The organism is Minwuia sp. IMCC3060 (assembly GCF_029909435.1).
GTDB lineage: Bacteria > Pseudomonadota > Alphaproteobacteria > Minwuiales > Minwuiaceae > Minwuia.
In genome coordinates, this window is sequence record NZ_CP123782.1 from 2,134,840 (window position 1) to 2,161,341 (window position 26,502).

A 26,502-nucleotide genomic window follows, 5' to 3' on the forward strand; every position below is an offset into this window, starting at 1 on the left:
CTGTTTGTAATGAACCGCAGTCAGTTGTAAGCCAGAACGCGCGGCTTTTGGGGAGATGTCAGCCATGGACCAGTTCGATTTCATCATTGTCGGTGGCGGCTCCGCAGGCTGCGTGCTTGCCAGTCGTCTCAGCGAGGATCCCGATACCTCCGTCTGCATGATCGAGGCAGGGACAACCGGTGACCACTGGTCGATCAACGTGCCTGCCGGACTGGTCAAGACCATGCAGGACAAGCAGACCAACTGGCTGCTGAAGACCGAGCCACAGCCGAACCTGGGCGGTCGCCGCATGTTCTGGCCCCGCGGCAAGGCGCTCGGCGGCTCCAGCGCGATCAACGGCATGGTCTACATTCGCGGTCACCGTGCCGACTATGACCGCTGGGCCAGCGAGGAAGGCTGCCCGGGCTGGGACTGGGAAAGCGTGCTGCCGCTGTTCCGCAGGGCGGAGAACAATGAACGCATCGAGGATGACCTGCACGGTCAGGGCGGCCCGCTGAACGTCATGGACCCGCGCAGCCCCAGCCCGCTGTCGCACATGTTCGTCGAGGCGGCGACCAGCGCCCAGATCGGCGAGACGGATGACTTCAACGGCCCGCGACAGGAAGGGGCCGGTCTCTATCAGCTGACCCAGAAGGACGGCCAGCGCCACAGCGTCTGGCACGCCTATCTGCAGGGCGTGCAGCGACCCAACCTGCGTGTCATCACCGGCGCGCGGGCCACGCGCGTCCGGATCGAGAGCGGTCGCGCCGTGGGTATCGATTTCCGTCGGCAGGGACAGACGGCCGACGAGAGCATCGGTGCCACGCGGGAAGTATTGCTGTCCGGCGGGGCGGTGCATTCGCCGCACCTGCTGCTGCTGTCGGGTGTCGGGCCGGGCAAGGTCCTGGCCGAACATGGCATCGCACAGGTTCACGAGGCGCCGGAAGTCGGTCGCAACCTGCAGGACCATCTCGACATCTCACTGGTGCAGCACACCTCGACAAACATCGGATTCGCGTTCACCTGGCGCGGCCTGAGCCGCCTGCCGGGCGCGATCCGCGAATATAGGAAGCAGCGCACCGGCCTGCTGACCAGCAACTTCGCGGAGGCCGGAATCTTCACGCGCAGCCGGGCGGACGAGCCCCTGCCCGACCTGCAGTATCACTTCCTGCCGGTGATGAGCGACGACCACGGCAAGACGCGGATCTATGCCCATGGTCTCACGCTGCACTGCTGTGACCTGCGCCCGAAGAGCCGTGGCCACATCGGACTGGCGTCACCTGATCCCATGGCCGATCCGCTGATCGATCCGAATTACCTGGATCACCCGGATGACCTGCAGAAGATGATCCGCGGCGTGGAGATCGGGCGGCAGGTCCTGGCCGCACCGCCAATCGCACAGCACATGGCGCACGAGCTTCATCCCGGCGCGGATGTGCAGGGACCGGAGGCGCTGGAAGCCTTCGTGCGGCGCAAGGCGGAAACGATCTATCACCCGGTCGGCAGTTGCCGCATGGGGAAGGATGATGCCGCCGTTGTGGATCCGGAATTGCGGGTGCGGGGCGTGGAGGGTCTGCGGGTCGTGGATGCGTCGGTCATGCCCAGCCTGATCGGCGGCAACACCAATGCCCCGACCGTCATGATCGCGGAACGGGCCGCAGATCTGATCCGCGCGACCTGAGCGTCAATCGCGGACCAAACGGCGGAATTCAGCCCCGACCTGATGGCCGGGGCTGAAAGGCGCTGGATCAGCGCGGGGCCATGCGGATGGCGCCGTCGAGGCGGATGGTCTCGCCATTCAGCATCTGGTTCTCGCAGATGTGGCGGGCGAGCTGGCCGTATTCCGAAGGATCGCCGAGACGCTTCGGGAACGGCACGGTGGCTGCCAGCGCTTCCTTCACGTTGTCGGGCAGGCTCTGCAGCATCGGGGTGCCGAACAGGCCCGGCGCGATGGTGCAGACGCGGATCCCGTCATTCATCAGGTCACGCGCGATGGGCAGGGTCATGCCGACCACGCCACCCTTGGACGCGGAATAGGCCGCCTGACCGATCTGACCATCGAACGCGGCGACCGATGCCGTATTGACGATGACACCGCGGTCACCGTTCTCCGTCGGGTCCTGAGCCGCCATCTCCGTTGCGGCAATGCGGATGCAGTTGAAGGTACCGATCAGGTTGACGCTGATGACACGCTGGAACATGTCCAGGGCATGCGGTTCGCCCTTCGACGTGGTCTTGGCGGCAATGCCGATGCCTGCGCAGTTCACCAGGATCCGGGCCGGACCATGGGCGGCCTTGGCGGTCTCGAATGCTGCCAGGACAGAGGCTTCATCAGCCACGTTGCACTTGGCGAAGACCCCGCCAAGTTCCTTCGCCATCTTCTGACCCTGGTCCTCGTTCAGGTCCAGGATCGCGACCTTCGCGCCGGCGGACGCGAGTTCACGCGCCGTTGCCTCACCCAGACCGGACGCGCCGCCGGTGATCACGGCGGCCATATCCTTGAGATTCATCAGTTCATCCTCCCTCTTGAAAAGTCGTGCTCGGCAGACCTCTAGCCGACGTGGAGTGGCTTGTCAGCACCCTGTTCAGCCGGTTTGACCGACGATGACTGCATGGAAGTCGTGCCCGTGCCCGCCGGACCATCGAACGTCGCGGTGGCAGGCCGTGAATCATGTGGTTTCACCTTCGCCTCGCGCCGCGCGATATAGAGCGTCGAGGCAACGATGACGAGCGCGCCGACGACCGTCCAGACATCCGGCACCTCGAAGAACAGCAGGTAGCCGAACAGGCCCGAATAGAGCAGCCGGGCATAGTCGAACGGGGTCACCGCCATCGCCTCCCCCGCCGAATAGCCCCGTATCAGCATGGTCTGCCCGATGGTGCCGCATACGGCCAGGGCCAGCAGCACCAGCAGGACCTCCATGCTCGGCATCTTCCAGAACCAGAGCGCGGGGCCCAGCGTGCAGAGACTGAGAATGATGCTGGACCAGAACACGAGCGTCGTCGGCGCATCCAGCCGCGACAGGATCTTCATCATGATCGTGATCCCGGCGATCAGGGCCGCGGCAAACAGCGCCACGAAGGCGACCGGATCCGTCTCCCCGCCCGGGCGCAGCATGATGATGACACCGATGAAACCCACGGCCGTGGCGATGGTTCGCCGCATCCGCACCTTCTCGCTCAGAAAGATCACGGCCAGCGGGATCAGGAACAGCGGCTTGGTGAAACTGAGCGCCGTGACCTGGGCCAGCGGCAGATGCGCCACCGAATAGAACATGCACAGCATGACCACGCCGCCGATCAGACCCCGGATCAGATGCAGCATCGGGCGCGAGGTGCGCACCGTCCCCAGCCCGTGCCGGAGGGCGAAGGGCGCAACGATGCAGAGGCCGAAGAAGGCACGGAAGAACGCGATCTGGAACGGATGCAGTTCCGCAGCCGCCATCTTGATGAAGACGCCCATCGCGGACAGGAATATGCCCGCCGCCAGCAACCACAATGCGCCACGCACATTGCCTGGCAGATTCTTGAACTTCTCGATCACGTCAGATCCGGTCTCCGCGCCACTCGCGGCGCAACCCCGTTGCGGGCCAAGCGCCCTGACAGGCTTTCTCTTCCCCTGTCATAAACCAGATTGGCCCCGGAATACCATGTTCAGCGCCCATACCGGGTGCGCATGACCGTAGCGTCGGCGCACCCGCCATGGGCGCACCACCCCTTGTGGCATGGCAGGCGACACGCCTATATGACGGACTGCAACTGATCGGGAACCTGCACATATGACCAATCGCGCCGCCGCCGAAGCCAGAGCCCTGGAGATGCTGGACGATCTGTTGAACCGGGCCCTGAAGGGCGGCGCCGACGCAGCCGATGCCGTGATGGTGGAAAGCCGGTCCCTCGGCGCGTCCTACCGGCAGGGCAAGCCGGAGGACATCGAACGCTCGGAGAGCTTCGATGTCGGGCTGCGCTGCATGGTCGGCAAGCGGCAGGCGGTCGTGTCCTCCACCGACATGAAATCGGACATGATGGACGAGCTTGCCGCGCGCGGCATCGCCATGGCCAAGGCAAGCCCGGAGGACCCCTGGTGCGGGATCGCCGACGCGGACCAGATTGCGACGGACCTGCCCGACCTGGACCTGCATGACCCGACCGTGCCGGAAGTCGAGAGCCTGATCGAAAGCGCCCGCATCGCCGAGGAGGCCGCGCTGGCCGTCAATGGTGTGAAACAGTCCGAAGGGGCTTCCGCCGGATATGGCGCGGGCAGCGTGGCGCTGGCCATCCGGGGTGACGGCGTCCGCTTTGGCGCAGCCTATTCGATCTCCAGTTTCAGCCTTTCCTGCTCCGTCATCGCGGAGGACGCGGAAGGCCACATGGAGCGTGACTACGAGTTCAGTTCGGTCCGCCACATGTCTGCGCTCGAAGACGCGGCGACAGTCGGCCGGACCGCCGCCGAGAAGACCGTGAAACGTGTCGGCGCGCGCAAGATGCCGTCGGGCAAGGTGCCCGTCGTCTTCGACCCCCGCGTGGCCTCCAGCCTGGTCGGGCACCTGGCCGGGGCCATCAACGGCGCATCGGTCGCGCGCGGCAGTTCCTTCCTGAAGGACCGGATGGGGCAGCAGATCTTTGCCAGCGGTATCCGCATCATCGACGATCCGCTGCGCCAACGCGGCCTGCGGTCCCGCGCGGTGGACGGAGAAGGTATCGCCGGACGTGAGCTGGCCCTGATCGACGACGGGCATCTGCAGACGTGGATTCTCGACTGTGCTTCCGCCCGGCAACTGGGGCTGCAGACGACGGGACACGCGTCCCGCGGTACAGGTGGACCGCCCTCGCCCGGAACCTCCAACCTGTATCTCGCGGCAGGCGAAGCCTCGGCTGCTGACCTGATCCGTAATGTTGGCACAGGATTCTATGTTACTGAATTGATTGGATTTGGCGTGAATGGCGTCACGGGCGACTACAGCCGGGGCGCCGCCGGCTTCTGGATCGAGAACGGCGAGATCGCCTTTCCGGTGTCGGAGATGACCATCGCCGGAAACCTGAAGGACATGTTCATGCAACTGACGCCTGCCAATGATCTGACGTTCCGCTATGGCACCAATGCGCCGACCCTGGTGGTCGAGGGCATGACCGTGGCGGGCAACTGAGGGTGCCGCGCGTTCCCGACCACCTGAGCGCCGATCACAGCCTGCTGCTGGATGCGGTGCGTCGCGCGGGTGCGGTCGCAATGGACTATTTCGACACGGATCTGAAGACCTGGGACAAGGGCAACGACCATCCGGTGACGGAGGCCGACATTGCCGTCGACACCCTGCTGAAACAGCGTCTGACCGAGGCCCGGCCCGACTATGGCTGGCTGTCGGAGGAGACGGCGGACGACCCGTCACGGCTGGACCGGAAGCGGGTCTGGATCGCCGACCCGATCGACGGCACCCGCGCCTTCATGCGTGGCGTACCGGAGTTCACGGTCTGCGTCGCCCTGGTGGAGGATGGCAAGCCGATCCTGGGCGCAGTCTACAACCCGGCCAAGGATGAGTTCTTCGAGGCCGCGCTGGGATCCGGGGCAAGGCTGAACGGCCGACGCATATCCCCCAGCCTGATCGACAATACGGGGGACGCCCACTACCTGACCGCCAAGCGCAACATGACCTATTTCACCTGGCCGAAGCCGGGCGACGACATGCTGTGTACCTGGATGAACTCCATCGCCTACCGGATGGTGCTGGTGGCGGCGGGCCGGTTTGACGCCGCGATCTCCATGGCCGGAAAGCACGACTGGGACATCGCCGCGGCCGATCTCATCCTGACGGAGGCCGGAGCCTGCTGCACCACCAATACCAACGAAGGCTTCATCTACAACCGGGAACGTCCCCGGCACCGCAATGTCATAGCCTCCGGCCCCAACATGCATGAGGAACTGCTGAGGGTACTTTCCTGACGCCGGTCCGGCGGGTCGAACACGCGGCCTCAGTCCATGCGCAGGCCGCCATCCACGTTCAGGGTCTGGCCGGTGATGTAGCTGGCATCATCGCTGGCAAGAAACGCCACTGCCGCCGCCTGCTCCGACACATCACCCTGGCGACCCAGCGGCACCTGCCTGCGCACGCCCTTCTTGATGCGCTCGAACTCCGTCCCGACGAGGCCGGCGACCCGGCGGAACGTGCCATCCATCATGTCGGTGTCGGTTGACCCGGGGCAGATGCAGTTGACCCGGATACCGGACGGGGCAAGCTCGACCGCCATCTGCTGCGTCAGGCCGATGACCGCGAACTTGGTGGCGGAATAGGCCCCGTAGTTCGCCATGCCGACCCGACCGGCGGTCGAAGAGAGATTCACGATGGCGCCGCCGTTTCCGGCGTCGATCATGGCCCGGGCACCCGCTTTCGACACGTGGTAGACGCCGTTCAGGTTCACATCGACCGTGTGCAGCCACTCCTCGTCGTCCATCGACACCACCGGGGTGGCACCAGCGCCGCTGGGAACGCCCGCGTTGTTGACAACGATATCCAGTCTGCCGAAAGCCTTCAGCGTGCCGTCGATCAGGTCGGCGACCTGCGCCCGGTCCGTCACGTCGCATTCGATGGCCAGCGCACGCCGGCCCATGCCCTCGATCTCGCCCACGAGTGAGGCGGTGCCCTGCCAGCCCATCTCCAGCTCGTGATCCGGCACATTTCCGCCGCCGCGTGCCGAGACCACGACATCAGCCCCGTCGCGTGCAAGGCGCAGTGCGATTGCCCGGCCAATGCCACGATAGCGTGCCGCGCCAGTGACGACCGCGACCTTTTCCTTCAGATCAGCCATTCTGCTTCCTCCTGCTCCGGCCCCAGCTTACCAGAAGCGGGCCTGCCACCGCGCAGGCCAGACCGACCAGGAACAGTGGCGTGATCACCTCATCCAGCAACAGCGCTCCGAACGCTGTCGCGGCGATGGGGCTCAGCGGTACCCAGATCGCCGCCCGTGTAGGCGACAGTCGGCGCAGGCCCCAGTTGAACAGCAGCATGCTGGCCGTGCCGCCCGCCACGGCCAGATAGATCGCCAGCCACCAGTCACTCTCCGAATAGCCCGGCCCCGTGGTGAACATCCCTTCAGCGGCGGCGAACGGCAACATCATGATCACGCCCCCCAGCATCGCCAGCAGGGAGATCGGCGCGACCGAGTAGCGCTGATACAGCCGGGCAGAGAAGGCGTTGTAGGTGGCACCGCAACAGACGGCGAGGAAGAACAGCCCCTCCCCCCACAGGCTGTCGCCGCCGACATCCGCGCTGAATGCCTTCTCCCCAACAGCGAGAGAGACACCCGCAAACGACAGGATGGCGGCGATGGTCATGAACCATGAGACATGGTCCCGCCCGCCCGCAGCCGCGATCAGCATTGTCAGGATGGGAATCAGCGCGAAGATGACCGCACCACGTGCAGCGGGTATCTCCTGCAGGGCCGTGTTCACGAACAGATGGAACAGCCCGAACTGCATGACGCCGAGCCCCAGTGCCAGCAGAACATCGGCGCGGGCAATCTGCCATTGTGACCGGCGCAGGGCCAGCGGCACCAGACAGGCGGCAGCCAGGAAATAGCGCAGGAACGCAAGGGTCGCCGGTGCGTCCGAATGCTCCATGATCGCGCGTGCGGCCACGAAGGAACTGCCCAGCAGGACGACCGAGCAGAACAGTGCTGCATGTGGCAGGAAATCCGGCGGCGCGGAGGTCGCGTCCTGGAATCGTTCCTCACCTGTCGACAAGGAACCCGCCTCCCCGCGCTGTCACCCGTGATGGGCGCACATTCGCATGCGGCGGGTCAGGCTGCAAAGCCTCAGTAGCGGTTTTCCCATCCGCCGATCAGCTGACCGCGCGCGTAGCGAATGCCGAGGTCCGAAACGGTCTGCTTGTCCTCCGGACGGTTCACACTGGTGGCAATCAGCTCGATCTGGCGGTTGCGCCAGTTCTCGATCAGTCCCCGCACGAGGAAGCGCCCGTCCTTCTGCGCCAGCAGCCCGGTCAGGCGATCCGTCGATACCTCGATATAGCCACGCGCGCCTTCACCGCTGACCAGGGAACCGGCGCGATGATCGGCGTCGCCCGCAATGAAGGCATAGAAATCCGGCACCGACAGGCACAACGCGGATGCCGACATGTCCTGTTCGACCATCTCGCTGCCCTTGCCGTTCAGCTTCCCGCTCAGGGCCTCGTAGGGGCGCAGGACCAGATACTCGCTCCTGATGCCGCTCTTGCGCGCCAGGGTCTCCAGGCGTGTCCGCACGGTCGTCTGCTTCAGATATTCCTGGCGGATGGAGGCGAGCACACGGAAAGCAATCGACTGCCAGGTCCTGGCCTCCAGATGCTGGCGAATGGCCTGTTCCACGACTGCGACCTCGAAATCACACTGGACGTCATCCGCCTCGACCAGTCCAAAGACCTGTTCCGGCGTCACGATCTGGTCCCCGACCTTCAGGTCCGCCCCCACGAGCTGCATCGCGATCTTGTTGCGCTTCAGGCTCAGGACAGGGCGGATCCGGCGCTGGAAACTGCCGCTGGAGATGGCCTGACGGACATCCACCAGCATCTGCTCCGCAGCTGTCATGGCCTCTGAATGCGCCTCCGCCAGTCCCGACCGGCTGAAACCACGCTTCAGCCCGCGGCGCAGGCCGGAAAGCATGTGACCAAGGGTACCGCGCGCGGCAGCGGCAGATACGGCGCCCGTATCGGACACGACCTGCTGGGCCGCCAGACCTCCGGCGTCCTTCAGAACGCCCCTGGATACTGCTTCCTGCCCCACGTCACTCAGCAGGCGGGCACTGTCATAGTCCTTGCCATGCACGACGCCATAGGCCCCGTCGGACAGATCCGTGGTGCCGCTCGCGCCCAGGTTTCGGGCACGTTCGTCAACGATACGCCGGAAGTCCCTCGCCTTGTCTGTCGAACCGAAGGCGCCGAGCCCTCCTTCCACCGACATCAGCGTGATGCCCTTGTCCTGATTGCCATCGGCCAGCAGGCCGGCCATGCGATCCAGCCCGGCACCGGCATCATCGTCCCCGCCCACGACGGCACTGTCGATGGGTGCAGCCTCCCAGGCGTCAGGCGCTCTGGTCGGCGCCAGATGGACAAGGAATCCATCAGCCGGTCCCTTGCCCGCCGGGCGCACACGCAGACCGAAGTGAGCCTGCAGGCCGTCGGGCCGGTCGTACGTAATGACATGTGCGCCGCCCGCTTCCCCCTTGGAGAGGGCACCCAGCGCCCGGCTCAGGGTCGCGCTGGCCTCGGCACTGAACACATCCGACACCGGCCTGCGCCAGAGTTCGACACTGGACCGGCCGAGCAGCCTGTCCGTATCGCCGTTCAATTCGCCGATCTCACCATGGGCATCCAGGCGCAGAGTCAGGCTCGACTCGTCAGGCGTTGACGCTTGCATCATCATGATCTCTCACCCTGTAGATTGGATCGTTTCGGCATTGCTCGGAACAGAATGCCGCCAGCCCATCAAAAAACAGTTAATTCAATGGGTTGTCTTGAGCACGCTTCTATTCGACCATTAAACGGTCATGAGTGCGTGAGCTGGGGAGGCAGATGCAATGACGGATTTCAGACTGGTGGCCGAGGGCCTGCGCTTTCCGGAGGGGCCGATAGCCCTGCCCGACGGCGATGTACTGGTGGTCGAGATTGCCGCGGGGCGGCTGACCAGGGTGCACCCGGACGGTACGAAGACCGTGGTCGCAACGCCCGGCGGCGGCCCCAATGGCGCGGCCATGGGACCGGACGGCAAATGCTATGTCTGCAACAATGGCGGCTTCCGTATCCTGGAAAGCAAGGGACGGCTGTTTCCGCTGGATCAGCCTGACGACTATTCGGGCGGCCGCATCGAACGGATCGATATCGAGACCGGTGCCGTCGAGACCCTTTACACGCACTGCAACGGCCATGCGCTGAAGGGGCCGAACGATATCGTCTTCGACGCAGCAGGCGGCTTCTGGTTCACCGATCATGGCAAGGTCCGCGAACGCGACCGGGATGTCACCGGCATCTACTATGCGGCAGCGGATGGCAGCCGGATCGAGGAGATGATCTTTCCGTCAGAGAGTCCGAACGGCATCGGCCTCTCCCCCTCCGAGGACGAACTCTATGTCGCCGAGACCCATACCGGACGGGTCTGGGCCTATGCCCTGAACGGACCGGGGCGGCTGGCGGCGCCGAAGCAGCCGATCCGCGGCCATCAGGGCAGACTGATCGCGGGGCTGCCGGGGCATCAGTTGCTGGATTCCCTTGCCGTCGATGGCAATGGCAATGTCTGTGTCGCCACCATCCACAATGGCGGCATCACGGTGATCCCGCCGGACGGCAGCCACTACCGGCACGTCCCCATGCCGGACCCGATCACCACCAACATCTGCTTTGGTGGCCCGGACATGAAGACGGCCTGGATCACGCTGAGCTCGACAGGCAGGCTGGTCGCGATGGACTGGCCTGTGCCGGGTCTGAAGCTGAATTTTCTGAACAAGTAGGTCAGCGCTGACCGGCCCGGCTCCGGCGAACGGCCCTGAATCCGCGGCTCAGGTGTGCGCGTGCGTCCCTCGCCCCCATGGGTTCCCCGCATTCGCTGCAGGTCATCCTTGGATGCGTGAAGCATTCACAGCCCTTGTGGACGATCCGCACCGGCGCGACACCTTCGTGCAGCCAGCGATCACCCCATTGCTTCAAGGCAACGATGATCGGCCACAGATCCTGGCCCATCCTGGTCAGGCTGTACTCATGCCGCACCGGACGCTCCGAATAGGCACTGCGCCGGACGACCCCCAGCGCAACCAGCTTCTTCAGGCGCTGCGACAGCAGATGGGACGACATGCCCGTATGGCGCAGGAAATCGTCGAACCGGCGGGTTCCCAGGAACATCTCCCGCAGGATCAGCAGGGTCCATTGGTCGCCCACAACGGCAACCGCGCGGGCCACCGTACAGGCATCTGATGAAAGGTCGGCGCGACTCATGAAGACACACTTCCAATATTGAATTGACTTGCTTCAGAAATTGAAGCTACATCGGATCAGTCGCTTGCAGAAGCATTTCCTGGGGAGGAGGCCGCCATGAAAGTATATTTCGCACCGCGATCCCGTGCCGTTCGCACGGTCTGGCTGCTGGAGGAGATCGGCAAGCCCTACGAGCTGGAGCGGTTCACGCTGGGCCAGAAGGAAATGCGCGGCCCGGAATATGCGCGGATCAATCCGAACGGACGCGTGCCAACCCTGATCGACGGCGATGTCACGATCACCGAGAGCACTGCAATCGCACAGTATCTCGGGGCGAAGTATGCACCCCATCTGACCCCGGGCGCCGACGCGCCGAATTTCGCGTTGTACCTGCAGTGGCTGCACTATGCCGAGGGCATGATCATGCCCCCGTTCAACAACTATGTGGTGGAGACCATCCTGCTGCCGCCCGACCGTCGCAATCCCGAGATCGCGGCCCGCTCGGTCAAGCTGATCAGCCGCACCCTGCTGGCCGTCGAGAAGCATATGGAGGGGCGGGAGTATCTGGCGGGCGACTTCACGGTCGCCGATACCATCACGGGGCACGCGGTGGTCATGGCACGGTCGATCGGGATTGATTTCAGTGCCTTGCCCAACCTTTCGGCCTATGCCGACCGGCTGGAGGCCCGCCCGGCCTACGTGAAGGCAGCGTCGCTCTGATGGAACGCAGGGTCGAGACCGGCACCGACCAGCTGCTCTGCACCGTCAGGGACCATGTGGCCACGGTCGCGTTCAACCGCCCGGAAAGGCGGAACGCGCTGGGCGACATCGTGACCCCTGCGTTACGCGAGATCCTGCTGGTGCTGGAGGCCGATCCGGATGTGCGTGCCGTCGTGCTTACCGGTGTTGGCAAGGCCTTCTGTGCCGGTGGCGACGTGAAGGGCATGGGTGCGGCGCGGGGTAAGGACAGCCGCACGGTGGATGAGAAGATCCGCGAGTTGCAGCACCGCCAGCACGGGCTGACACTGCGCCTGCATGAACTGCCGAAGCCAACGATCGCCGCCCTGCCCGGCGCGGCGGCAGGTGCAGGCATGTCGATTGCCTTGGCCTGCGATATCAGGATCGGATCGACGAACGCATTCCTCGTACCCGGCTTCGCGGCCATCGGCCTGTCGGGCGACTATGGCGGGTCATGGCAACTGACACAGCTTGTCGGCCCTGCGAAAGCCAAGGAGATCTACTTCTCTGGCAGACGCGTGGCGGCACAGGAGGCGCTGGCGCTGGGACTCCTGAACGAAGTCGTCGCGGAGGACCGGCTGGCCGCACGAACGGCGGAACTTGCCGGACAGATCGCCAGCGGCCCGCCACTGGCGATTCGATACATGAAGCAGAACATCAACCGGGCGACACAGGCCGACTTCCGCACCTGCCTGGACTGGGAGGCGGATCGCCTGGTCCGTGTCGCCCAGACCGCCGACCATCGGGAGGCCGTGCAGGCCTTCATCGAGAAGCGTCCGCCAACCTTCAGGGGAATCTAGATGCAGGAGAAACCGGTCTGCCTCGTCATCGGGGCCGGGGACTATATCGGCGCGGCCATCGCGAAGCGCTTCGCCAGGGGTGGGTTCCATGTCGTCATGGGCCGCAGGCGCGGCGAGGAATTCGCGCCGCTTGTCGCCGAGATCGAGGCCGCGGGCGGCTCCGCCCAGGGTTTCACCTGGGACGCGCGCAAGGAAGAGACCGCCGTCGGGATGTTCGCCATGGTGGAGAAGGAAATCGGCCCCGTCGCGATCTGCATCTTCAATGTCGGCGGCAACGTGCACTTTCCCATTCTGGAGACCACGGAACGGGTCTTCCGCAAGGTCTGGGAAATGTGTGCCTACGGCGCGTTCCTGACAGGGCGGGAAGCAGCGAAATACATGGTGCCGCGCGCGAAGGGCTCGATCTTCTTCACTGGTGCGACGGCCTCGGTGAAGGGCAGCAGCGGCTTCGCGGCCTTTGCGTCAGGCAAGTTCGCCCTGCGCGGGCTGGCCCAGTCCATGGCGCGCGAACTGGGTCCGAAGAACATCCATGTGGCGCATCTGATCATAGACGCAGGTGTCGATACGGAATTCGTGCGCGACAGGAAACGCCAGGCGGGCATCGACCCTGACAGCCTGCCTGCGGATACACTGATGAACCCGGACAGTATCGCCGAGACCTACTGGAACCTGCACCACCAGACCCGCGACGGCTGGACCCACGAGATTGATATCCGCCCCTTCGCGGAAACCTGGTAGGGGCGGTCAACCGGCCTGCTTCGCGCTCCCCGGACCGGTGCGGAACAACTCCTCCGGTACCGGTGCACGGAAACTTTCCGCCGTGTAGCGCCAGATCTTCACATCGTCGGACCAGTGATCGCGCGGCAGTCCGGCCTTGACCTTCAGACCGTACAGGAAGGCCTCCGGTGTCGGCAGTCCGTCCCAGACCTTGGGCAGGAACGTTCCGCGCTTTCCCGCCGACTGCAGGATCAGGCCGTCGCGACCGGGCCGCAGCCGGGCCTTCAGATCGTCCTCATCGGCGAAGGCAAACGGCGCGGGGGTGGAGAGCACCGAGATCTCCAGCTCCGATTCCCTGAATTCCGGCACGGTCAGCGCCCGAAAGCGGGGATCCTCGAAACCGGCGGATACGGCGTTCCAGGCCACGTCGGCCGCCAGAGGCCTGTGGGCCTGCAGCGAACCGATGCACCCGCGCAACCGTCCCCTTCGTTCGATCGTGACAAAGCTGGCGGCGATGCTGCGCAGTTCGCTCGGGAAGGTCTCGAGCGATATGTCCGGGCGCTTGTTGCGGGCCATACGGATGGCGATAGCGCGCGCGGCTGTGGTCAGCAACAGACGACGATGCGCATCCGCGAGGCGCGCTGTCTCCGACGGCTCCAGCGCCCAGGCGCCATATCCGACAACCCGGTCCTTCGGGCCAGCCGTGTCGCCGGAGTTGCGGACATCCAGCCGGGTGACGCGATAGCCGAGGCGTGAAACATGTTGCAGCAGGCCGTTCACCGGACGGCTGCCACAGGCCTCCCTGGGACCGAAACTGCCGACAGCCTGCCGCTCGATCCGGGCTACCGTTTCACCGTCGATCTGACAGGCGGTTGCGTGATCATGATAGTGCGACAGGTCGGTGGAGATGACGACCAGCGTCTCCGGGCCACCCCACAGGCGCGCCAGCAGGGTCGCGACCTGATCGGGGGTCGCGTCGCCAACCACGATCGGCACCAGCGCGAAGTCGGCGCCAAGCGCACGCTGCAGGAACGGCAGATGGACCTCCAGGCTGTGTTCCTGGGCATGGGCTTCATCATGCGTGACCACACCCGGAAAATCCCGAAGCGCGTCCATCACCTGCCGGTCCAGCCTTACCGCACCAAGGGGAGTCTGAAACGCATCCACCGAAGGCAAGGCGAAGCCCCTGAAGGCCACCCTGTGCGCGGGCCCGAGCAGGATGACCCGGCGAATGGTCGCCCTGGCAGGCAGGACACGCTGATAGGCGCTCGCGGCAACCGCACCGGAATAGACATAGCCTGCATGGGGCGCGATCAGGGCCTTCGGCGCGGGCAATGGCCCGGCATGGCGAGCCGCCGCATCCTTCAGCAGGCCATCGACCGTCCGGGCGAGTTCCACCCCCTCCCCCGGATAGAACCGCCCGGCAACGGCAGGCGGGCGAACGGAAACGGTGGCTTCCATGCTCAATCCAGATGCTCCGAGCCGACGATCACATGCTCCTGCCCGAACCAGAGCGGCGAGTTCGGCAGGTCGATGAACTTCGCCTCATCCTCCAGCAGGATCCTGCCTGCCTCCCGGGCAGCCGGATCCTGGGCTGATGCCTCCAGATCCTCCATGGACTTCCACCAGAGTTCCGCCACGCCGTCATAGGGTTCCGGCGCCTTGCGGACCTTCTGCATCGGTGCGCTCAGCACGGTCTGCAGTGCATGCACCTGAACGTAGCGCACCATGCGCAGTGCCGGCTGATGCTGCCGCACCAGCGGGGCATGGCGGTTGAGCCAGTAATCATGGAATTCCGCCAGGGTGAGTTCGGGCCTGCGTCGCAGGCAAAAGGTGATCTTGAACATTGCCGGGCATCCTCCCTGTATCCGACGCTGTGACGGCCCTATAGTGGCACAGATTGTGGGGTGAAGGGGGTGGTGGCATGCAACAGGTCAAGACAGAATTCCTGCTGAAGGTGCAGTTCGAGGTCACGGAAATCAGTGACCTGGGGCCGACACCGACGGGCAACCGGCGCATCGCGCGGGTGACCGGAGGACACTTCGAGGGGCCGAAACTGAAAGGCACCGCCGTTCCCGGCCCGGGCGGCGACTGGCTGAACTTCACGCCTGATGGTGCAACGCGGCTGGATGTCCGGGTCACGCTGAAGACCGATGATGATGCCCTGATCTACATGACCTACTCGGGTGTCCGGCACGGCTCACCGGAAGTCATGGCCCGCCTCGCCGCCGGGGAGGAAGTGGACCCCTCCGAGCTGTATTTCCGCATCGCACCCCGCTTCGAGACCGGTGCGGAGAAGTACGAATGGCTGAACCGCATCGTCTGCATCGGGACCGGGCACCGGCTGCCGACGGGGCCCGTCTACACCATCTACCAGATCCTGTGAGGGCAGAGCGATGCAGCAACTGAGCTTCGAGCATATCTTCGACATCGACATCGCGATTGGTGCCCGGCACGTGATCGGACGCGGTCCCTTCGGGCGCCGGGTCGTCGCGGAGGTATCGGGCGGAACCGTCAATGGTCCGCGCATCAAGGGCAGCATCATGCCCGGCACGGCAGGTGACTGGGTCCTGGTCGCGGACGACGGCACCTTCTACCTGGATGTGCGTCTGACCATCGAGACCGATGATGGCGCACGCATCTACATGACCTATCACGGCACCCGTCACGGCACACCGGAGGTGCTGGCGCGGCTGGACCGCGGGGAGGATGTGGACCCGTCGGAATATTACTTCCGCACCGTGCCGTTCTTCGAGACGGGCGACGAACGCTACGCCTGGATGAACCGGATCGTTGCCGTTGGCCTGGGTGACCGGACACCGCGCGGCCCGTACTACAGCGTCCATCAGGTCCTCTGAGACCATGCCGGTGCGCCATGACGTCCGGCGTCTCAACCGCTTCGCGGCACGGCTGTTCGAGAAGGCGGGCATGCCCGCCGACCGTTCGGCGCGTGTCGCCGCCCTGCTGACTGACGCCGACATGATGGGGCATGACACCCATGGCCTCAATCTCGCACCGCAGTATCTGGCAGCCCTGACCGCAGGCGAGATGCCTGCAACCGGCGAACCGAAACGACTGTCGGATACCGGGCCGGTGGTGCTGTGGGACGGCAACTATCTCTCCGGTGTCTGGCTGGTGGATGCGGCAATGGATCTGGCGCTGCAGCGTGCGCGGGAATTCGGCCTCGCGGCCATCGGCATCCGCCGGTCCGGCCACATCGCCTGTCTGCAGAGCTTCCTGCCCAGGGCGACGGAGCAGGGCTTCCTTGTCCTGCTGCTCAGTTCCGACCCGGCCGCGAAGGGTGTCGCACCACCGGGCGCGACGGAGGCGATCTATACCCCCAACCCGATTGCCGTCGGCATCCCGACCGAGGACGATCCGGTGCTGATCGACATCTCCTGCTCCATCACCACGATGGGTCTTGCCGGACGCAGGAAGGCCGAGGGCAAGCGCCTGCCCGGCGCATGGCTGGTGGACGAGACAGGCTCGCCCACCGATGATCCGGAGGCCGGTGTGGCGCTGCTGCCGCTCGGTGGCACGGAGAGCGGCCACAAGGGTTTCGCACTTGGCCTGATGGTGGAGGCACTGACCTCTGCGCTCGGCGGTTTCGGGCGCAAGGACGGGCCGACACAGCATGGCGCGTCGGTCACCTTGCTGCTGTTTGATCCGGATGCCTTCGGCGGGCGGGAGGATTTCAGGGCAGAGAGCAGTTTCCTGGCCGCCGCATGCCGCGCGGCAAACGTCCCCGAAGGCGTGGCACAGGTCCGCATTCCCGGCGCGCGGGGTCTCGACGCCCGGCGCACGGCACTGGCGGAGGGCGTGACGCTCTATCCCGGGATCATGGAACGACTGGCGGAATGGGCGGAACGGCTGGGCGTCGAGGTTCCCGATCCCCTGAACTGACGAACATCAAATGGAAAGCGACATGCGCACGAACAAGGTTCGCGATATCTGGAATGCCGGTGGCAATGTGGTGAATGGCTGGGTCGCTTCCGCCAGTTCCTACACGGCGGAAATCATGGCGGCACAGGGGTTCGACTCGGTTGGCGTGGACCTGCAGCACGGCATGATCGATTTCGACCATGCCATCGCCATGCTGCAGGGAATCTCGGTGCAGGAGGCAACGCCGCTGGCCCGTATCCCCTGGAACGATCCGACCTGGATCATGAAGGTGCTGGATGCCGGTGCCATGGGTCTGGTCTGTCCGATGGTGAACACGGCGGAGGAAGCCGCCCACTTCGTGCAGGCGAGCCACTATCCGCCGCTGGGCTTCCGGTCCTTCGCCAATGTGCGCGGGCCGCTCTATGCCGGGACCGACTACAAGGCCCGGTCACGCGAACTGGTGATCACCCTTGCCATGATCGAAACCAAGGACGCGCTCGACAATATCGAGGAGATCGTGGCCGTGGAGGGTCTGGACGCCGTCTATATCGGCCCCTCCGACCTTGCCATCGGCCTCGGGCATGACCCGGTCGGCGATCCGACGGAGCCGGAGGTTCTGGAGGCGATTGCCCATATCCGCAGGGTGTCGGAAGCGGCGGGCGTGAAGCCCTGCATCCACACCGCCGGCGGCGATCACGCCAGGCGGTGCTTCGGGGAGGGCTTCCGGCTCTGCACCCTGTCCAACGAGCTCCGTTTCATCATCGACGGCGCACAGCGGGAGATCGGCAAGGCACGCGCCTGACAAGACTTGCTCCCGACCGGTCTGACGGCGTCGGCGGCAATGCCCCGGCGCCGTCATTGTCCGGGGTTCAGAAGACGGACAGGCCGGTCAGGGCGGCGAACTTCTCCAGCGCCATGGTCCCGACCAGGGAATTTCCCTGGGCACTGAGGCCCGGTGACCAGACCGCCACCGACAGTTCCCCTGGTGCGATGGCCACGATACCGCCGCCGACACCGCTCTTTCCCGGCAGACCGACGTGAAACGCGAAATCACCGGATGCGTCGTAGTGGCCGCAGGTCAGCATGATCGCATTGATGCGTCGCGCCCGCCGCTCCGACACCACCCGCCGGCCCGTGATGGGGTCCAGGCCGCCATTGGCGAGGAACAGCATCGACCGCGCCAGTCCCAGGCACGACATCTCCAGCGCGCACTGATGGAAGTAGACGTGCAGCACGTCATCGGGCGGATTGTGCAGGTTGCCGAAGCTGCGCATGAAGTTCGCCACCGCCGCATTGCGGAATCCGGTCTCACGTTCAGATGCGGCAACGCGGGGGTCGATGCGCACAGGCTCCCCATCCGCAAGCTCTGTCGCGAACTGCAGGATGGCCTCCACCGCACCATCGCGGCCATAGCGGCTGACCAGCACATCGGTCGAGATCAGGGCACCGGCGTTGATCAGCGGATTGCGCGGAATCCCGTTCTCATGTTCAAGCTGGACCAGTGAATTGAAGGGATCGCCGGACGGCTCGCGACCGGAGCGTTTCCAGAAGGACTCGCCGATCGCTTCCAGCGCCATGGTCAGGCTGATCACCTTGGTGACGCTCTGCAGCGAGAACTGACGGTCAGCACGCCCGACCGAGCATCGCTCCCCTGCCCGCGTGACAACCGCCATTCCGAAGTTCATCGGATCGACCTCGGCAAGTGCGGGAATGTAGTTGGCGACCTTGCCAGCGCCCCGCTGTGGCTCGATCGTCTGCGCCACTTCCCAGAGTATTTCGTTGTAGTTCATGAAGGGCCTCGTATGGACCAGTCGCGCGCTATTGCGCGAACGGCCCAGTCTAGCGCCTTCCGGCGATCCTTGGCATCACCCTGCGGCAGTCGCAGTCTCGGCTTCACCCTCTGCATCGTCGTCGATATCGAAGTCCATCGAGCGGCGTTCCATGCCGCCAGGGGCACCGGTATTCTTGAACCGGCGGCAGGGACCAACGTACTTTTCCTGATCGACGAATGGCCGCGGATGATTGGCCATCCACGACAGCCGGTCGTAGAGACCGCCCGGCGAGAGAGGCAGGGTGAGTACCATGTTGGCGCCGGCATCGCGGGAGAGGGTGACGGCACCAATGGTGGTGTGTCCCAGGGTCATCAGGATCGGGATGTGCCGCGCCGGATTGCGGCGATTCTCGCGAATGCTGCGAACCAGGCTCGCCCCGGCCTTGCCATCAAGGTGGTAGTTGACGATCAGCAGGTCGACTGTACCGCGCTCGATCAGCTTGCTCGCCTGTGCAACGTTGCGCGCATGCACGACGGGATCGGCGCCAAATGATTTCAGAATCGACCGCGTGATCCGGAATGCCGGCTCACCCGGATCCGCGACAAGAACGGAAATGTTCTGGAGATTTATGTCCTTGGCCGGACCCTGCATCGGGATGGCTTCCTTCGGTTATCTCGCGACTGGTACTCGTCAGCCCACGCTGCCGGTTGGTTCAGGGTAGTGACTTACCAATTGCCCCAGCGCGTTCATCAGTGGCTCCAGCTCGCCGCCGCCATCACGTTTGAAATTGGGCGTGCTCACCAGCCGCAGCGCATTCAGATGCGTCCGCATGGCGTGCTGGTCGTTGCGCTTCGCCTCGGTCAGACGATGAATCAGTTCGCAGAAACTGTCCGCCACATGCGTCACGGCCTCGTAGTCGAAAGTGGCGCCGAGATTGCGGATCTGGTTCGACAGACCGTAGGCGTCCTCCCCGTGGGGGTTCGGGAAATCATCTTCCTGACAGGCCAGTTCCACGGCCGACCAGAGCTCACGCAGCAATCCATCGACCCAATCCAGGTACTCTGGTTCCATTTCCAGCACCGCGGACTGGCCGGCCTGAATCGCCTCTTCCCGGGACATCCCGGGTTTCTGTCGCGCGATCTGAGTGAACCTTGTAGGCACTATCCGTGCCTCATTCGTCATCTTGTTCGGCATGCTATTGGGTTCCGATTGATGTGATCATTGCGTTGGGGGCCTGCATGGTTCCGGCCCGGAACTCGGTGCGTGCATCGGTCAAGTTCTTCATTCTGCGCTCGATCTGGTTGGGGGCGCCGGCCGCGCGGAAGCGACGACAGGGACCGGCGTAGACTTCATGATCAACGAAGGGTCGTGGTCGATGGGCAATCGCCACCAGACGATCGTAAAGCGCCTGAATGGAGACCGGCTTGGTCAGCACGAGGTTGGCACCACTGTCGCGGCAGCGTCCGACATCGCGCGCGGTCAGATGACCGCACGTCATCAGCACGGGGATATATCGCGCCGGATGGCTGAGGCTGCGACGCAGTTCCCTTACGAAATCCGGGCCCTGACCGTTCCCGAGGGAATAGTCGCAGATCAGAACGTCGATACCACCGAGCGCCAGCCGGTCGCGGGTCCCCTGCAAGCTGCCGGACTCATGGATGAACACGGCACCAAAGCCATGCAGGATCGACTGCATGACCCTGCGACCGCCTTCCCTTTCATCCGCAACGAGAAAGTTGACCTGCGCCAGGTTGATGTGAAGCTCGGCCACGTTCATGACCCTTGTTTCGCAATTGAACAGTGTCCAAGCGTAAACGGACCGGGGTAAAATGATGGTTAACGTCGCACCACTTCGGGTAGAAGTCCCCGCGGACTGAAACGCATCACCAGCAACAGGATCAGCCCCATGGTGAACAGGCGCATGTGTGCGGCGCCTTCGATCAGATGCAGACGCAGTGCATTGTCTTCTGCCAGACCCGACGTCAGCGTCGACATCAGCCACAGTCCGACCGGCTCCGCCTCGATCCACAGGAACCAGATCAGGAAGCCGCCGAGAACGGCACCATAATTGTTCCCGGAACCGCCGACGATCACCATGACCCAGATCAGGAAGGTAAAGCGCAGCGGGTTGTAGGTGCCAGGCGTGAACTGCCCGTCCAGTGTCGTCAGCATCGCCCCGGCAACCCCGACCACAGCGGACCCCAGCACGAAGACCTGCAGATGGCGGCGGGTCACGTTCTTGCCCATGGCGCTGGCCGCGACCTCATTGTCGCGAATGGCGCGCATCATGCGTCCCCAGGGCGACTTCAGCGCCCGCTCGCAGAGCCAGAGCACGGCAAGCAGCACTGCCGCGAAGAGCAGCACATAGCAGAGCTTCACGAAGACGCTGGAACCGTCGATCACCAACTGCTGCAGCGCATCGGACCTGGCCGCGGGTTCGAGCACCTGCAGACTGCTGCTGTTCAGGCTCTCGATCAGGTCCCGGAACCAGCCGGCTTCCTGCAGGTCGATCTCGTAGGGGACCGGGCGATCAAGGCCGCTGACGTTCTTCACGCCACGGGTCAGCCAGTCCTCGTTCTTCAGCATGGCAATGACGATCTCGGAAATGCCGAGGGTCGCAATCGCCAGATAGTCCGAGCGCAGGCCCAGCGCGATACGTCCGACGATGAAGGCGGCCCCCGCCGCGAAGACGCCACCGACCGCCCAGGAGAAGATGATGGGCAGTCCCAGACCACCGAGATAGCCCGTCTTGGCCGGATTGACCCCTTCGATAGCGTCCACCGCCGGATCGAAGAAGGCGCGGGCCGCGAAATAGCCAAGCCCGATGATCAGTGTCATGCCGATGATGCGGGCCGGACCACGCGGCAACCGGCGATGCGCGAAGATGGCAACGATCACCGTCGCGATCACCACCGCGAGCGCGAGAAAGACGCCTGTGCCGCCGACCGACCAGGCTTCCCCGACGGGCGACTTGGAGACAAGGACACCCGCAATGCCACCGAGTGCGGCGAAGCCCATGATCCCGACATTGAACAGTCCGGCGTAGCCCCACTGGATATTCACCCCCAGGGCCATGATGGCCGAGATCAGGCAAAGCTGCAGTATGGAGAGACTGACCGACCAGGACTGTCCGAATCCCACGGCAAGCAGTGCCGCCGCCATGATGGCGAAGGTGATCAGGCCGCGGCTGCGGGTAGCGTCACCGGCACTCATATCACCTTCCCCCTGAATATCCCGGTGGGTCGCACCAGCAGCACCACCACAAGAATGATGAAGGAGACCGCGAACTTGTAGTCGGTGGACAGAAGCTGGACCAGGGTATCGGGCGCCATGTCGTCAGGCAGCAGATAGCGCAGGAACTTCTTGTAGGCATAGGTGATCGTGACCTCCGAAAAGGCGATCACGAAGCCACCGACGATGGCCCCCAGCGGCTGCCCGATCCCCCCCACGATCGCCGCCGCGAACATGGGCAGCAGCAGTTGGAAATAGGTGAACGGCTTGAAGCTCTTGTCCAGGCCATACAGCGTGCCCGCGATGGCGGCCAGGCTTGCCGCGATGATCCATGTCACCAGCACCACCCGGTCCGGATCAATGCCTGACAGCAGCGCCAGATCCTCATTGTCCGAATAGGCGCGCATGGACTTGCCGGTGCGGGTCCGCTGCAGGAACCAGAACAGCGCGCTCACCACCAGGATGGCCACCACGACCGTCAGGGCCTGGGTCTGGCGGACGGCAATGCCTTCACCCAGTCCGGTCAGTTCCTTGAACTCCCGGAACGTGATCAGGAACCGCGCACCATCCGCAAAGGCCTGATCGTCCGGACCGATGATGAAGCGGACGATGCCGTTCAGCATGAACATGACGCCGACGGAGGCGATGACGAAGATGATCGGCTTGCTCTTCTGCTTGCGGTAGAATCGGAAGACCGCCCGATCCGCCACCAGCGCGATCATGACAGCGCCCAGAATGCCGAAGGGCAGCGCCAGCAGCGCGGTCGGCAGCGGGGCAATGCCGATGCCCCAGCTCTGGAACAGCCAGGTCACCAGGATGACGACCATGGTGCCGAAAGCCATCAGATCGCCATGGGCAAAGTTGGCAAAACGCAGGATGCCGAAGACCAGCGTGATCCCCAGCGCGCCCAGCGCAAGCTGCGAGCCATAGGCCAGTGCCGGGACGATGACGAAGTTGCTGAACAGGGCGAGGGCATTGAGGATATCGATCATCATCACCCTCCCAGGAACGAGCGACGGACTTCCGGGTTGGCCAGCAGGGCCTCCCCCGTGTCCGTGAAGCGGTTCTCGCCCGTGACCAGCACGAACCCCCGGTCGGCGATGTTCAGTGCCTGACGCGCGTTCTGTTCCACCATCAGGATGGCGATGCCGGTATTGCGGATCTCCAGAATGCGGTCGAACAGCTCATCCATGACGATCGGCGAAACACCGGCGGTCGGTTCGTCCAGCATAAGCACGCTGGGCTGGGTCATCAGCGCCCGCCCGACCGCGACCTGCTGGCGCTGGCCGCCGGAAAGCTCGCCTGCCGCCTGCGCCCGCTTCTCGGCCAGGATTGGGAACAGTTCAAACACCTGCTCCATCGTCACGCTGATGTCGTCGCGGCGCAGGAACGCTCCCATCTCCAGGTTTTCCTGCACGCTCATGCCGGCGAAGACATTGCTGGTCTGGGGAACGAAGGCCATGCCCTGCTTCACGCGATCCTGTGGCGACAGGCCCGTGATGTCCGTGTCGCCCAGCCGGACCTGACCTTCGCGCAGGTTCAGCATGCCGAACACGGCCTTCATGGCGGTCGACTTGCCTGCCCCATTGGGACCGACGATCACCGCGATCTCGCCCCTGTCGACCTCGATCGTGCAGCCACGCAGGATGTCCGCGCCGCCATAGCCCCCCGTCATTGCCTCGCCAATCAGGAAGCTCATGCGTCCGTGGCCTCCCCGGTCGCGGAGTCGGCCTGCCTGACCGGCTTGTTCTTCAGTCCCGTGCCCAGATAGGCCTCGATGACCTGCTCGTTCGACTTGACCTCTTCCGCCGTGCCTTCAGTCAGCACCGTCCCCTCCGCCATCACGATCACCGGATTGCAGAGTCGGGAGATGAAGTCCATGTCGTGCTCGATCATGCAGAATGTGTAGCCGCGTTCCTGGTTCAGGCGCAGGATCGCATCGCCGATGGTGTTGAGCAGGGTCCGGTTCACCCCTGCCCCGACCTCGTCCAGAAACACGATGCGGGCATCGACCATCATCGTCCGGCCAAGCTCCAGCAGCTTCTTCTGACCGCCCGACAGGTTGCCCGCAAGTTCCGTCGCCACGTGCCCCATGTTAAGGAAGTCGATCACGTCCTCCGCCTTCTCGCGGACACGCTTCTCCTCCTCCCGGATCTGCCGTCCGCGGAACCAGGCACCGATCAGGTTCTCCCCCGTCTGGCCGCCCGGCACCATCATCAGGTTCTCCAGCACCGTCAGGGTCGAGAACTCGTGGGCGATCTGGAACGTGCGCAGCACGCCCTTGGCAAACAGCTCATGCGGCTTCAGACCGGTGATGTCCTCATCCGCCAGCCAGACACGACCGGATGTCGGGGGAAATGCACCGGCTATGACATTGAAGAGGGTGGTCTTGCCTGCCCCGTTGGGACCGATCAGGCCGGTGATCGAGCCTTCGGCGATCTCCAGCGTGGCACCATTGACGGCGTGAACGCCGCCGAAATGCTTGTGTACATCCTCGACGCGGATCATGCGCGCCACCAACCATGCGGAATATTGAAAAACAAATGAGTATGCCCGCTCGTGAATGGGGAGGCCGCACGGAGCCGCGCGACCTCCCGCATCACGAATGGCCCAGGATCAGCGGATCGACTTGGTTTCGAACTTGCCGCCCTCGACTTCGAGCTCCTTGTAGGAACCGGAAGCCTCGCCAACGTCGGTCAGCTCGACATTGCTGGCGCCGACGTAGTCGACCTCGCCACCGCTGGCGAGAATCTTCAGCGCCTTGCCCAGCTCACCGGGATAGATGCGCTCACCCGGTGCGTTCGCGACATCCATCAGCTTGGCCTGGATGGCGGCACGATCCGGCGTACCGGCGGCCTGGATCGCCAGCATGATCAGCGCGGCGGCGTCATAGGACTCACCCCGGAACGGGCCGTCACCATCGTTGCCCGCGGCAGCGGAGACTTCCAGGAACTTCGCGGCACCCGGAGAGTCGCTGCCCGGCAGCGTCGCGACGGAACCGTTCAGGCCACTGCCGATGGCGTCGATCAGTGACTGGCCGACCATGCCGTCCGCCATGAAGAACATGTCATAGGCACCGGTATCGAGAGAGGTCTGGATGATGCCCTTGCCGCCCTGATCGACATAACCGAAGACCACCAGTGCGTCGGCACCTGCCGCGGCCAGCGCCGCGACTTCAGCCGAGTAGTCCGCCTTGCCATCTTCGTGCGCGGCAGTGATCTCGACCTTGCCACCCATGCCGGTGAAGGAGCTGCCGAAGGCGTCGGCCAGGCCCTTGCCGTAGTCATTGTTGGTGTAGGAAATCGCGACGCTCTTCACGCCCCGCTCCTTCACGATGGTGGCGAGTACCTGACCCTGACGGGCATCCGACGGGGCAACCCGGAAGAAATAGCCATTGTCGTCGATCGTGGTCAGCGCCGGAGACGTCGCGGACGGCGACACCATCACCACCCCGTTGGGGACGGCAACATTGTTGGCAATCGCCGTCGTCACGCCGGAACAGTCGGCGCCGACGATGGCCGCCACACCGTCGGACGTGATCAGACGCTCGGCCGCCGCGGTCGCGGCAGCCGCATCCACACATGTGGAGTCACCACGAACCGGCGTGACGGTTTCGCCATCCAGCAGCAGGCCGGAATCGGTTACTTCCTTCATGGCCTGTTCGGCACCCGCCGCCATCCCCGGCGTAAGGCTTTCAATCGGTCCGGTGAACCCCATGATAACGCCGAGCTTGATCTCGGCGGAGGCGGTGGTTGCCGCCAGAGCCATCGCCATAGCGGCGGAGGCCATCATGATCTTGCGCATTTCATGCTCCCTGATTCCTGTTGCGTGCATGCGCCTGCGCGCACGTCACTGCTCAGGGACAGAGCTTCAACTTCACGTGGCCGGGGTCAAGCGAAAACCGGATCGTCAATCCTCCTCGGCAAGGCTGATCGCGCTCGAATAGTGGACACGTTTCATGATCAGATCGATCTCGCGTCCGGTACTGGAGAATGGCAGGTCCAGGCTCTCGAAGCGGATATGTCCCTTGTGCGCATGTACCATCTCGCCGAACGCCCGGATCGGTTTCCGGTGTTCCAGGTTCCAGCGATAGGAGCCGATTGCGGTATCGTAGAACTCGGGGCCATAGACGTCGTCCAGATACATTCCGCTGGAGTCCCGGGAGAGGCCGGTCGCAATGTCCGCACCAACCAGCTTGAACCGAAACCTCTCCGGTTCGTGTTCCACATCGATCAGCGCGATCCAGCCCAGGTGACCCTTCAGATCCCACGGCTCGAAATCCTTGCGCGCCGGCATCTCACGGTCGCCGCGCCAGCCATGCCATCGTGCCAGCAGATCCCTCAGCGCCTCGAACTCGAAATTCAAGTCCGGATCAAGTGTCCGGTAGGATGCATAGCCCTGCGCATAGGATGTTTGTCGGGACATGGGATGACG

The 26,502-nt window shown here is 64.3% G+C and carries 29 protein-coding genes; 11 read left to right on the forward strand and 18 right to left on the reverse strand.

Features of this window, described 5'->3' with window-relative positions; all coding sequences use genetic code 11:
* Positions 1 to 64 precede the first annotated feature (64 nt).
* The gene (locus QGV54_RS10025) at positions 65 to 1,660 is read left to right on the forward strand and encodes a choline dehydrogenase (RefSeq protein ID WP_281016975.1); all 1,596 of its coding nucleotides are present in this window, start codon (positions 65 to 67) and stop codon (positions 1,658 to 1,660) included.
* 67 nt (positions 1,661 to 1,727) lie between these two features.
* Here QGV54_RS10025 and QGV54_RS10030 read toward each other — a convergent pair whose 3' ends face one another.
* On the reverse strand, positions 1,728 to 2,489 hold the full coding sequence (locus QGV54_RS10030; RefSeq protein WP_281016974.1) for a 3-hydroxyacyl-CoA dehydrogenase: 762 nt from the start codon (positions 2,487 to 2,489) through the stop codon (positions 1,728 to 1,730).
* 41 nt (positions 2,490 to 2,530) lie between these two features.
* Complete coding sequence (locus tag QGV54_RS10035) at positions 2,531 to 3,523, reverse strand: DMT family transporter (RefSeq protein ID WP_281016973.1); 993 nt, start codon at positions 3,521 to 3,523, stop codon at positions 2,531 to 2,533.
* Between the two features lie 235 nt (positions 3,524 to 3,758).
* Here QGV54_RS10035 and QGV54_RS10040 point away from each other — a divergent pair, with 235 nt between their 5' ends.
* Together QGV54_RS10040 and QGV54_RS10045 are read left to right on the forward strand one after the other, a co-directional pair.
* Positions 3,759 to 5,126, forward strand: coding sequence for a metallopeptidase TldD-related protein (locus tag QGV54_RS10040; protein ID WP_281016972.1), 1,368 nt, complete (start codon positions 3,759 to 3,761; stop codon positions 5,124 to 5,126).
* Between the two features lie 2 nt (positions 5,127 to 5,128).
* Positions 5,129 to 5,917: a 3'(2'),5'-bisphosphate nucleotidase CysQ gene (locus QGV54_RS10045; RefSeq protein WP_281016971.1), complete on the forward strand. Its 789-nt coding sequence runs from the start codon at positions 5,129 to 5,131 to the stop codon at positions 5,915 to 5,917.
* Between the two features lie 29 nt (positions 5,918 to 5,946).
* On the opposite strand, the gene QGV54_RS10050 is transcribed toward QGV54_RS10045, so the two are convergent.
* The 3 genes from QGV54_RS10050 to QGV54_RS10060 all read right to left on the reverse strand — a co-directional run bounded on the left by QGV54_RS10050 (position 5,947) and on the right by QGV54_RS10060 (position 9,384).
* The gene (locus QGV54_RS10050; RefSeq protein WP_281016970.1) at positions 5,947 to 6,780 is read right to left on the reverse strand and encodes an SDR family NAD(P)-dependent oxidoreductase; all 834 of its coding nucleotides are present in this window, start codon (positions 6,778 to 6,780) and stop codon (positions 5,947 to 5,949) included.
* Complete coding sequence (locus tag QGV54_RS10055; RefSeq protein WP_281016969.1) at positions 6,773 to 7,714, reverse strand: DMT family transporter; 942 nt, start codon at positions 7,712 to 7,714, stop codon at positions 6,773 to 6,775. The genes QGV54_RS10050 and QGV54_RS10055 overlap by 8 nt, the downstream gene beginning before the upstream one ends.
* A 71-nt stretch (positions 7,715 to 7,785) precedes the next feature.
* Positions 7,786 to 9,384, reverse strand: a complete 1,599-nt coding sequence (locus QGV54_RS10060; RefSeq protein ID WP_281016968.1) for a hypothetical protein — start codon at positions 9,382 to 9,384, stop codon at positions 7,786 to 7,788.
* A gap of 157 nt (positions 9,385 to 9,541) precedes the next feature.
* Here QGV54_RS10060 and QGV54_RS10065 point away from each other — a divergent pair, with 157 nt between their 5' ends.
* Entirely contained in the window at positions 9,542 to 10,468 is a 927-nt protein-coding gene (locus tag QGV54_RS10065) for an SMP-30/gluconolactonase/LRE family protein (protein WP_281016967.1), read from the forward strand.
* 1 nt (position 10,469) lies between these two features.
* Here QGV54_RS10065 and QGV54_RS10070 read toward each other — a convergent pair whose 3' ends face one another.
* Positions 10,470 to 10,949, reverse strand: a complete 480-nt coding sequence (locus tag QGV54_RS10070; RefSeq protein WP_281016966.1) for a helix-turn-helix domain-containing protein — start codon at positions 10,947 to 10,949, stop codon at positions 10,470 to 10,472.
* Between the two features lie 96 nt (positions 10,950 to 11,045).
* Between QGV54_RS10070 and QGV54_RS10075 the strand changes: the two genes are divergently transcribed.
* The 3 genes from QGV54_RS10075 to QGV54_RS10085 are packed head-to-tail and all read left to right on the forward strand — an operon-like array spanning position 11,046 to position 13,204.
* Entirely contained in the window at positions 11,046 to 11,648 is a 603-nt protein-coding gene (locus QGV54_RS10075) for a glutathione S-transferase family protein (RefSeq protein WP_281016965.1), read from the forward strand.
* The gene (locus tag QGV54_RS10080) at positions 11,648 to 12,466 is read left to right on the forward strand and encodes an enoyl-CoA hydratase (RefSeq protein ID WP_281016964.1); all 819 of its coding nucleotides are present in this window, start codon (positions 11,648 to 11,650) and stop codon (positions 12,464 to 12,466) included. Before QGV54_RS10075 ends, QGV54_RS10080 begins: the two co-directional genes overlap by 1 nt.
* The gene (locus QGV54_RS10085; RefSeq protein WP_281016963.1) at positions 12,467 to 13,204 is read left to right on the forward strand and encodes an SDR family NAD(P)-dependent oxidoreductase; all 738 of its coding nucleotides are present in this window, start codon (positions 12,467 to 12,469) and stop codon (positions 13,202 to 13,204) included.
* A 6-nt stretch (positions 13,205 to 13,210) separates the two neighbouring features.
* Here the strand turns inward: QGV54_RS10085 and amrB are convergent, their stop codons facing one another.
* Both amrB and QGV54_RS10095 read right to left on the reverse strand, forming a co-directional pair.
* On the reverse strand, positions 13,211 to 14,644 hold the full coding sequence (gene amrB / locus QGV54_RS10090) for an AmmeMemoRadiSam system protein B (protein WP_281019873.1): 1,434 nt from the start codon (positions 14,642 to 14,644) through the stop codon (positions 13,211 to 13,213).
* Positions 14,645 to 14,646: 2 nt separating this feature from the next.
* On the reverse strand, positions 14,647 to 15,030 hold the full coding sequence (locus QGV54_RS10095) for an EthD domain-containing protein (protein ID WP_281016962.1): 384 nt from the start codon (positions 15,028 to 15,030) through the stop codon (positions 14,647 to 14,649).
* 77 nt (positions 15,031 to 15,107) lie between these two features.
* Here QGV54_RS10095 and QGV54_RS10100 point away from each other — a divergent pair, with 77 nt between their 5' ends.
* From QGV54_RS10100 to QGV54_RS10115, 4 genes are read left to right on the forward strand one after another with little or no spacing between them, the layout of a single operon-like run.
* On the forward strand, positions 15,108 to 15,569 hold the full coding sequence (locus tag QGV54_RS10100; protein ID WP_281016961.1) for a DUF3237 domain-containing protein: 462 nt from the start codon (positions 15,108 to 15,110) through the stop codon (positions 15,567 to 15,569).
* A 10-nt stretch (positions 15,570 to 15,579) separates the two neighbouring features.
* On the forward strand, positions 15,580 to 16,041 hold the full coding sequence (locus QGV54_RS10105; protein ID WP_281016960.1) for a DUF3237 domain-containing protein: 462 nt from the start codon (positions 15,580 to 15,582) through the stop codon (positions 16,039 to 16,041).
* 4 nt (positions 16,042 to 16,045) lie between these two features.
* The gene (locus tag QGV54_RS10110; RefSeq protein ID WP_348637618.1) at positions 16,046 to 17,086 is read left to right on the forward strand and encodes an Ldh family oxidoreductase; all 1,041 of its coding nucleotides are present in this window, start codon (positions 16,046 to 16,048) and stop codon (positions 17,084 to 17,086) included.
* A 22-nt stretch (positions 17,087 to 17,108) separates the two neighbouring features.
* Positions 17,109 to 17,867 (forward strand): aldolase/citrate lyase family protein, encoded by a 759-nt coding sequence (locus QGV54_RS10115; protein WP_281016958.1) that lies wholly within the window; start codon positions 17,109 to 17,111, stop codon positions 17,865 to 17,867.
* Between the two features lie 67 nt (positions 17,868 to 17,934).
* Here the strand turns inward: QGV54_RS10115 and QGV54_RS10120 are convergent, their stop codons facing one another.
* The 10 genes from QGV54_RS10120 to QGV54_RS10165 form a co-directional block, all read right to left on the reverse strand.
* Positions 17,935 to 18,855, reverse strand: a complete 921-nt coding sequence (locus QGV54_RS10120; RefSeq protein WP_281016957.1) for a glutaminase — start codon at positions 18,853 to 18,855, stop codon at positions 17,935 to 17,937.
* A gap of 75 nt (positions 18,856 to 18,930) precedes the next feature.
* Positions 18,931 to 19,488, reverse strand: a complete 558-nt coding sequence (locus QGV54_RS10125; RefSeq protein WP_281016956.1) for a response regulator — start codon at positions 19,486 to 19,488, stop codon at positions 18,931 to 18,933.
* A 39-nt stretch (positions 19,489 to 19,527) separates the two neighbouring features.
* Positions 19,528 to 20,031, reverse strand: a complete 504-nt coding sequence (locus tag QGV54_RS10130) for a hypothetical protein (protein WP_281016955.1) — start codon at positions 20,029 to 20,031, stop codon at positions 19,528 to 19,530.
* 1 nt (position 20,032) lies between these two features.
* Positions 20,033 to 20,614: a response regulator gene (locus QGV54_RS10135; protein WP_281016954.1), complete on the reverse strand. Its 582-nt coding sequence runs from the start codon at positions 20,612 to 20,614 to the stop codon at positions 20,033 to 20,035.
* Between the two features lie 59 nt (positions 20,615 to 20,673).
* The gene (locus tag QGV54_RS10140; protein WP_281016953.1) at positions 20,674 to 22,050 is read right to left on the reverse strand and encodes a branched-chain amino acid ABC transporter permease; all 1,377 of its coding nucleotides are present in this window, start codon (positions 22,048 to 22,050) and stop codon (positions 20,674 to 20,676) included.
* On the reverse strand, positions 22,047 to 23,057 hold the full coding sequence (locus QGV54_RS10145; RefSeq protein ID WP_348637703.1) for a branched-chain amino acid ABC transporter permease: 1,011 nt from the start codon (positions 23,055 to 23,057) through the stop codon (positions 22,047 to 22,049). The genes QGV54_RS10140 and QGV54_RS10145 overlap by 4 nt, the downstream gene beginning before the upstream one ends.
* A gap of 5 nt (positions 23,058 to 23,062) precedes the next feature.
* Positions 23,063 to 23,767: an ABC transporter ATP-binding protein gene (locus QGV54_RS10150; protein ID WP_281019893.1), complete on the reverse strand. Its 705-nt coding sequence runs from the start codon at positions 23,765 to 23,767 to the stop codon at positions 23,063 to 23,065.
* Positions 23,764 to 24,576: an ABC transporter ATP-binding protein gene (locus QGV54_RS10155; RefSeq protein ID WP_281016950.1), complete on the reverse strand. Its 813-nt coding sequence runs from the start codon at positions 24,574 to 24,576 to the stop codon at positions 23,764 to 23,766. The genes QGV54_RS10150 and QGV54_RS10155 overlap by 4 nt, the downstream gene beginning before the upstream one ends.
* Positions 24,577 to 24,684: 108 nt before the next feature.
* Positions 24,685 to 25,872, reverse strand: a complete 1,188-nt coding sequence (locus QGV54_RS10160; protein WP_281016949.1) for an ABC transporter substrate-binding protein — start codon at positions 25,870 to 25,872, stop codon at positions 24,685 to 24,687.
* Positions 25,873 to 25,977: 105 nt separating this feature from the next.
* Entirely contained in the window at positions 25,978 to 26,493 is a 516-nt protein-coding gene (locus QGV54_RS10165) for a PAS domain-containing protein (RefSeq protein WP_281016948.1), read from the reverse strand.
* Between the last annotated feature and the right edge of the window lie 9 nt (positions 26,494 to 26,502).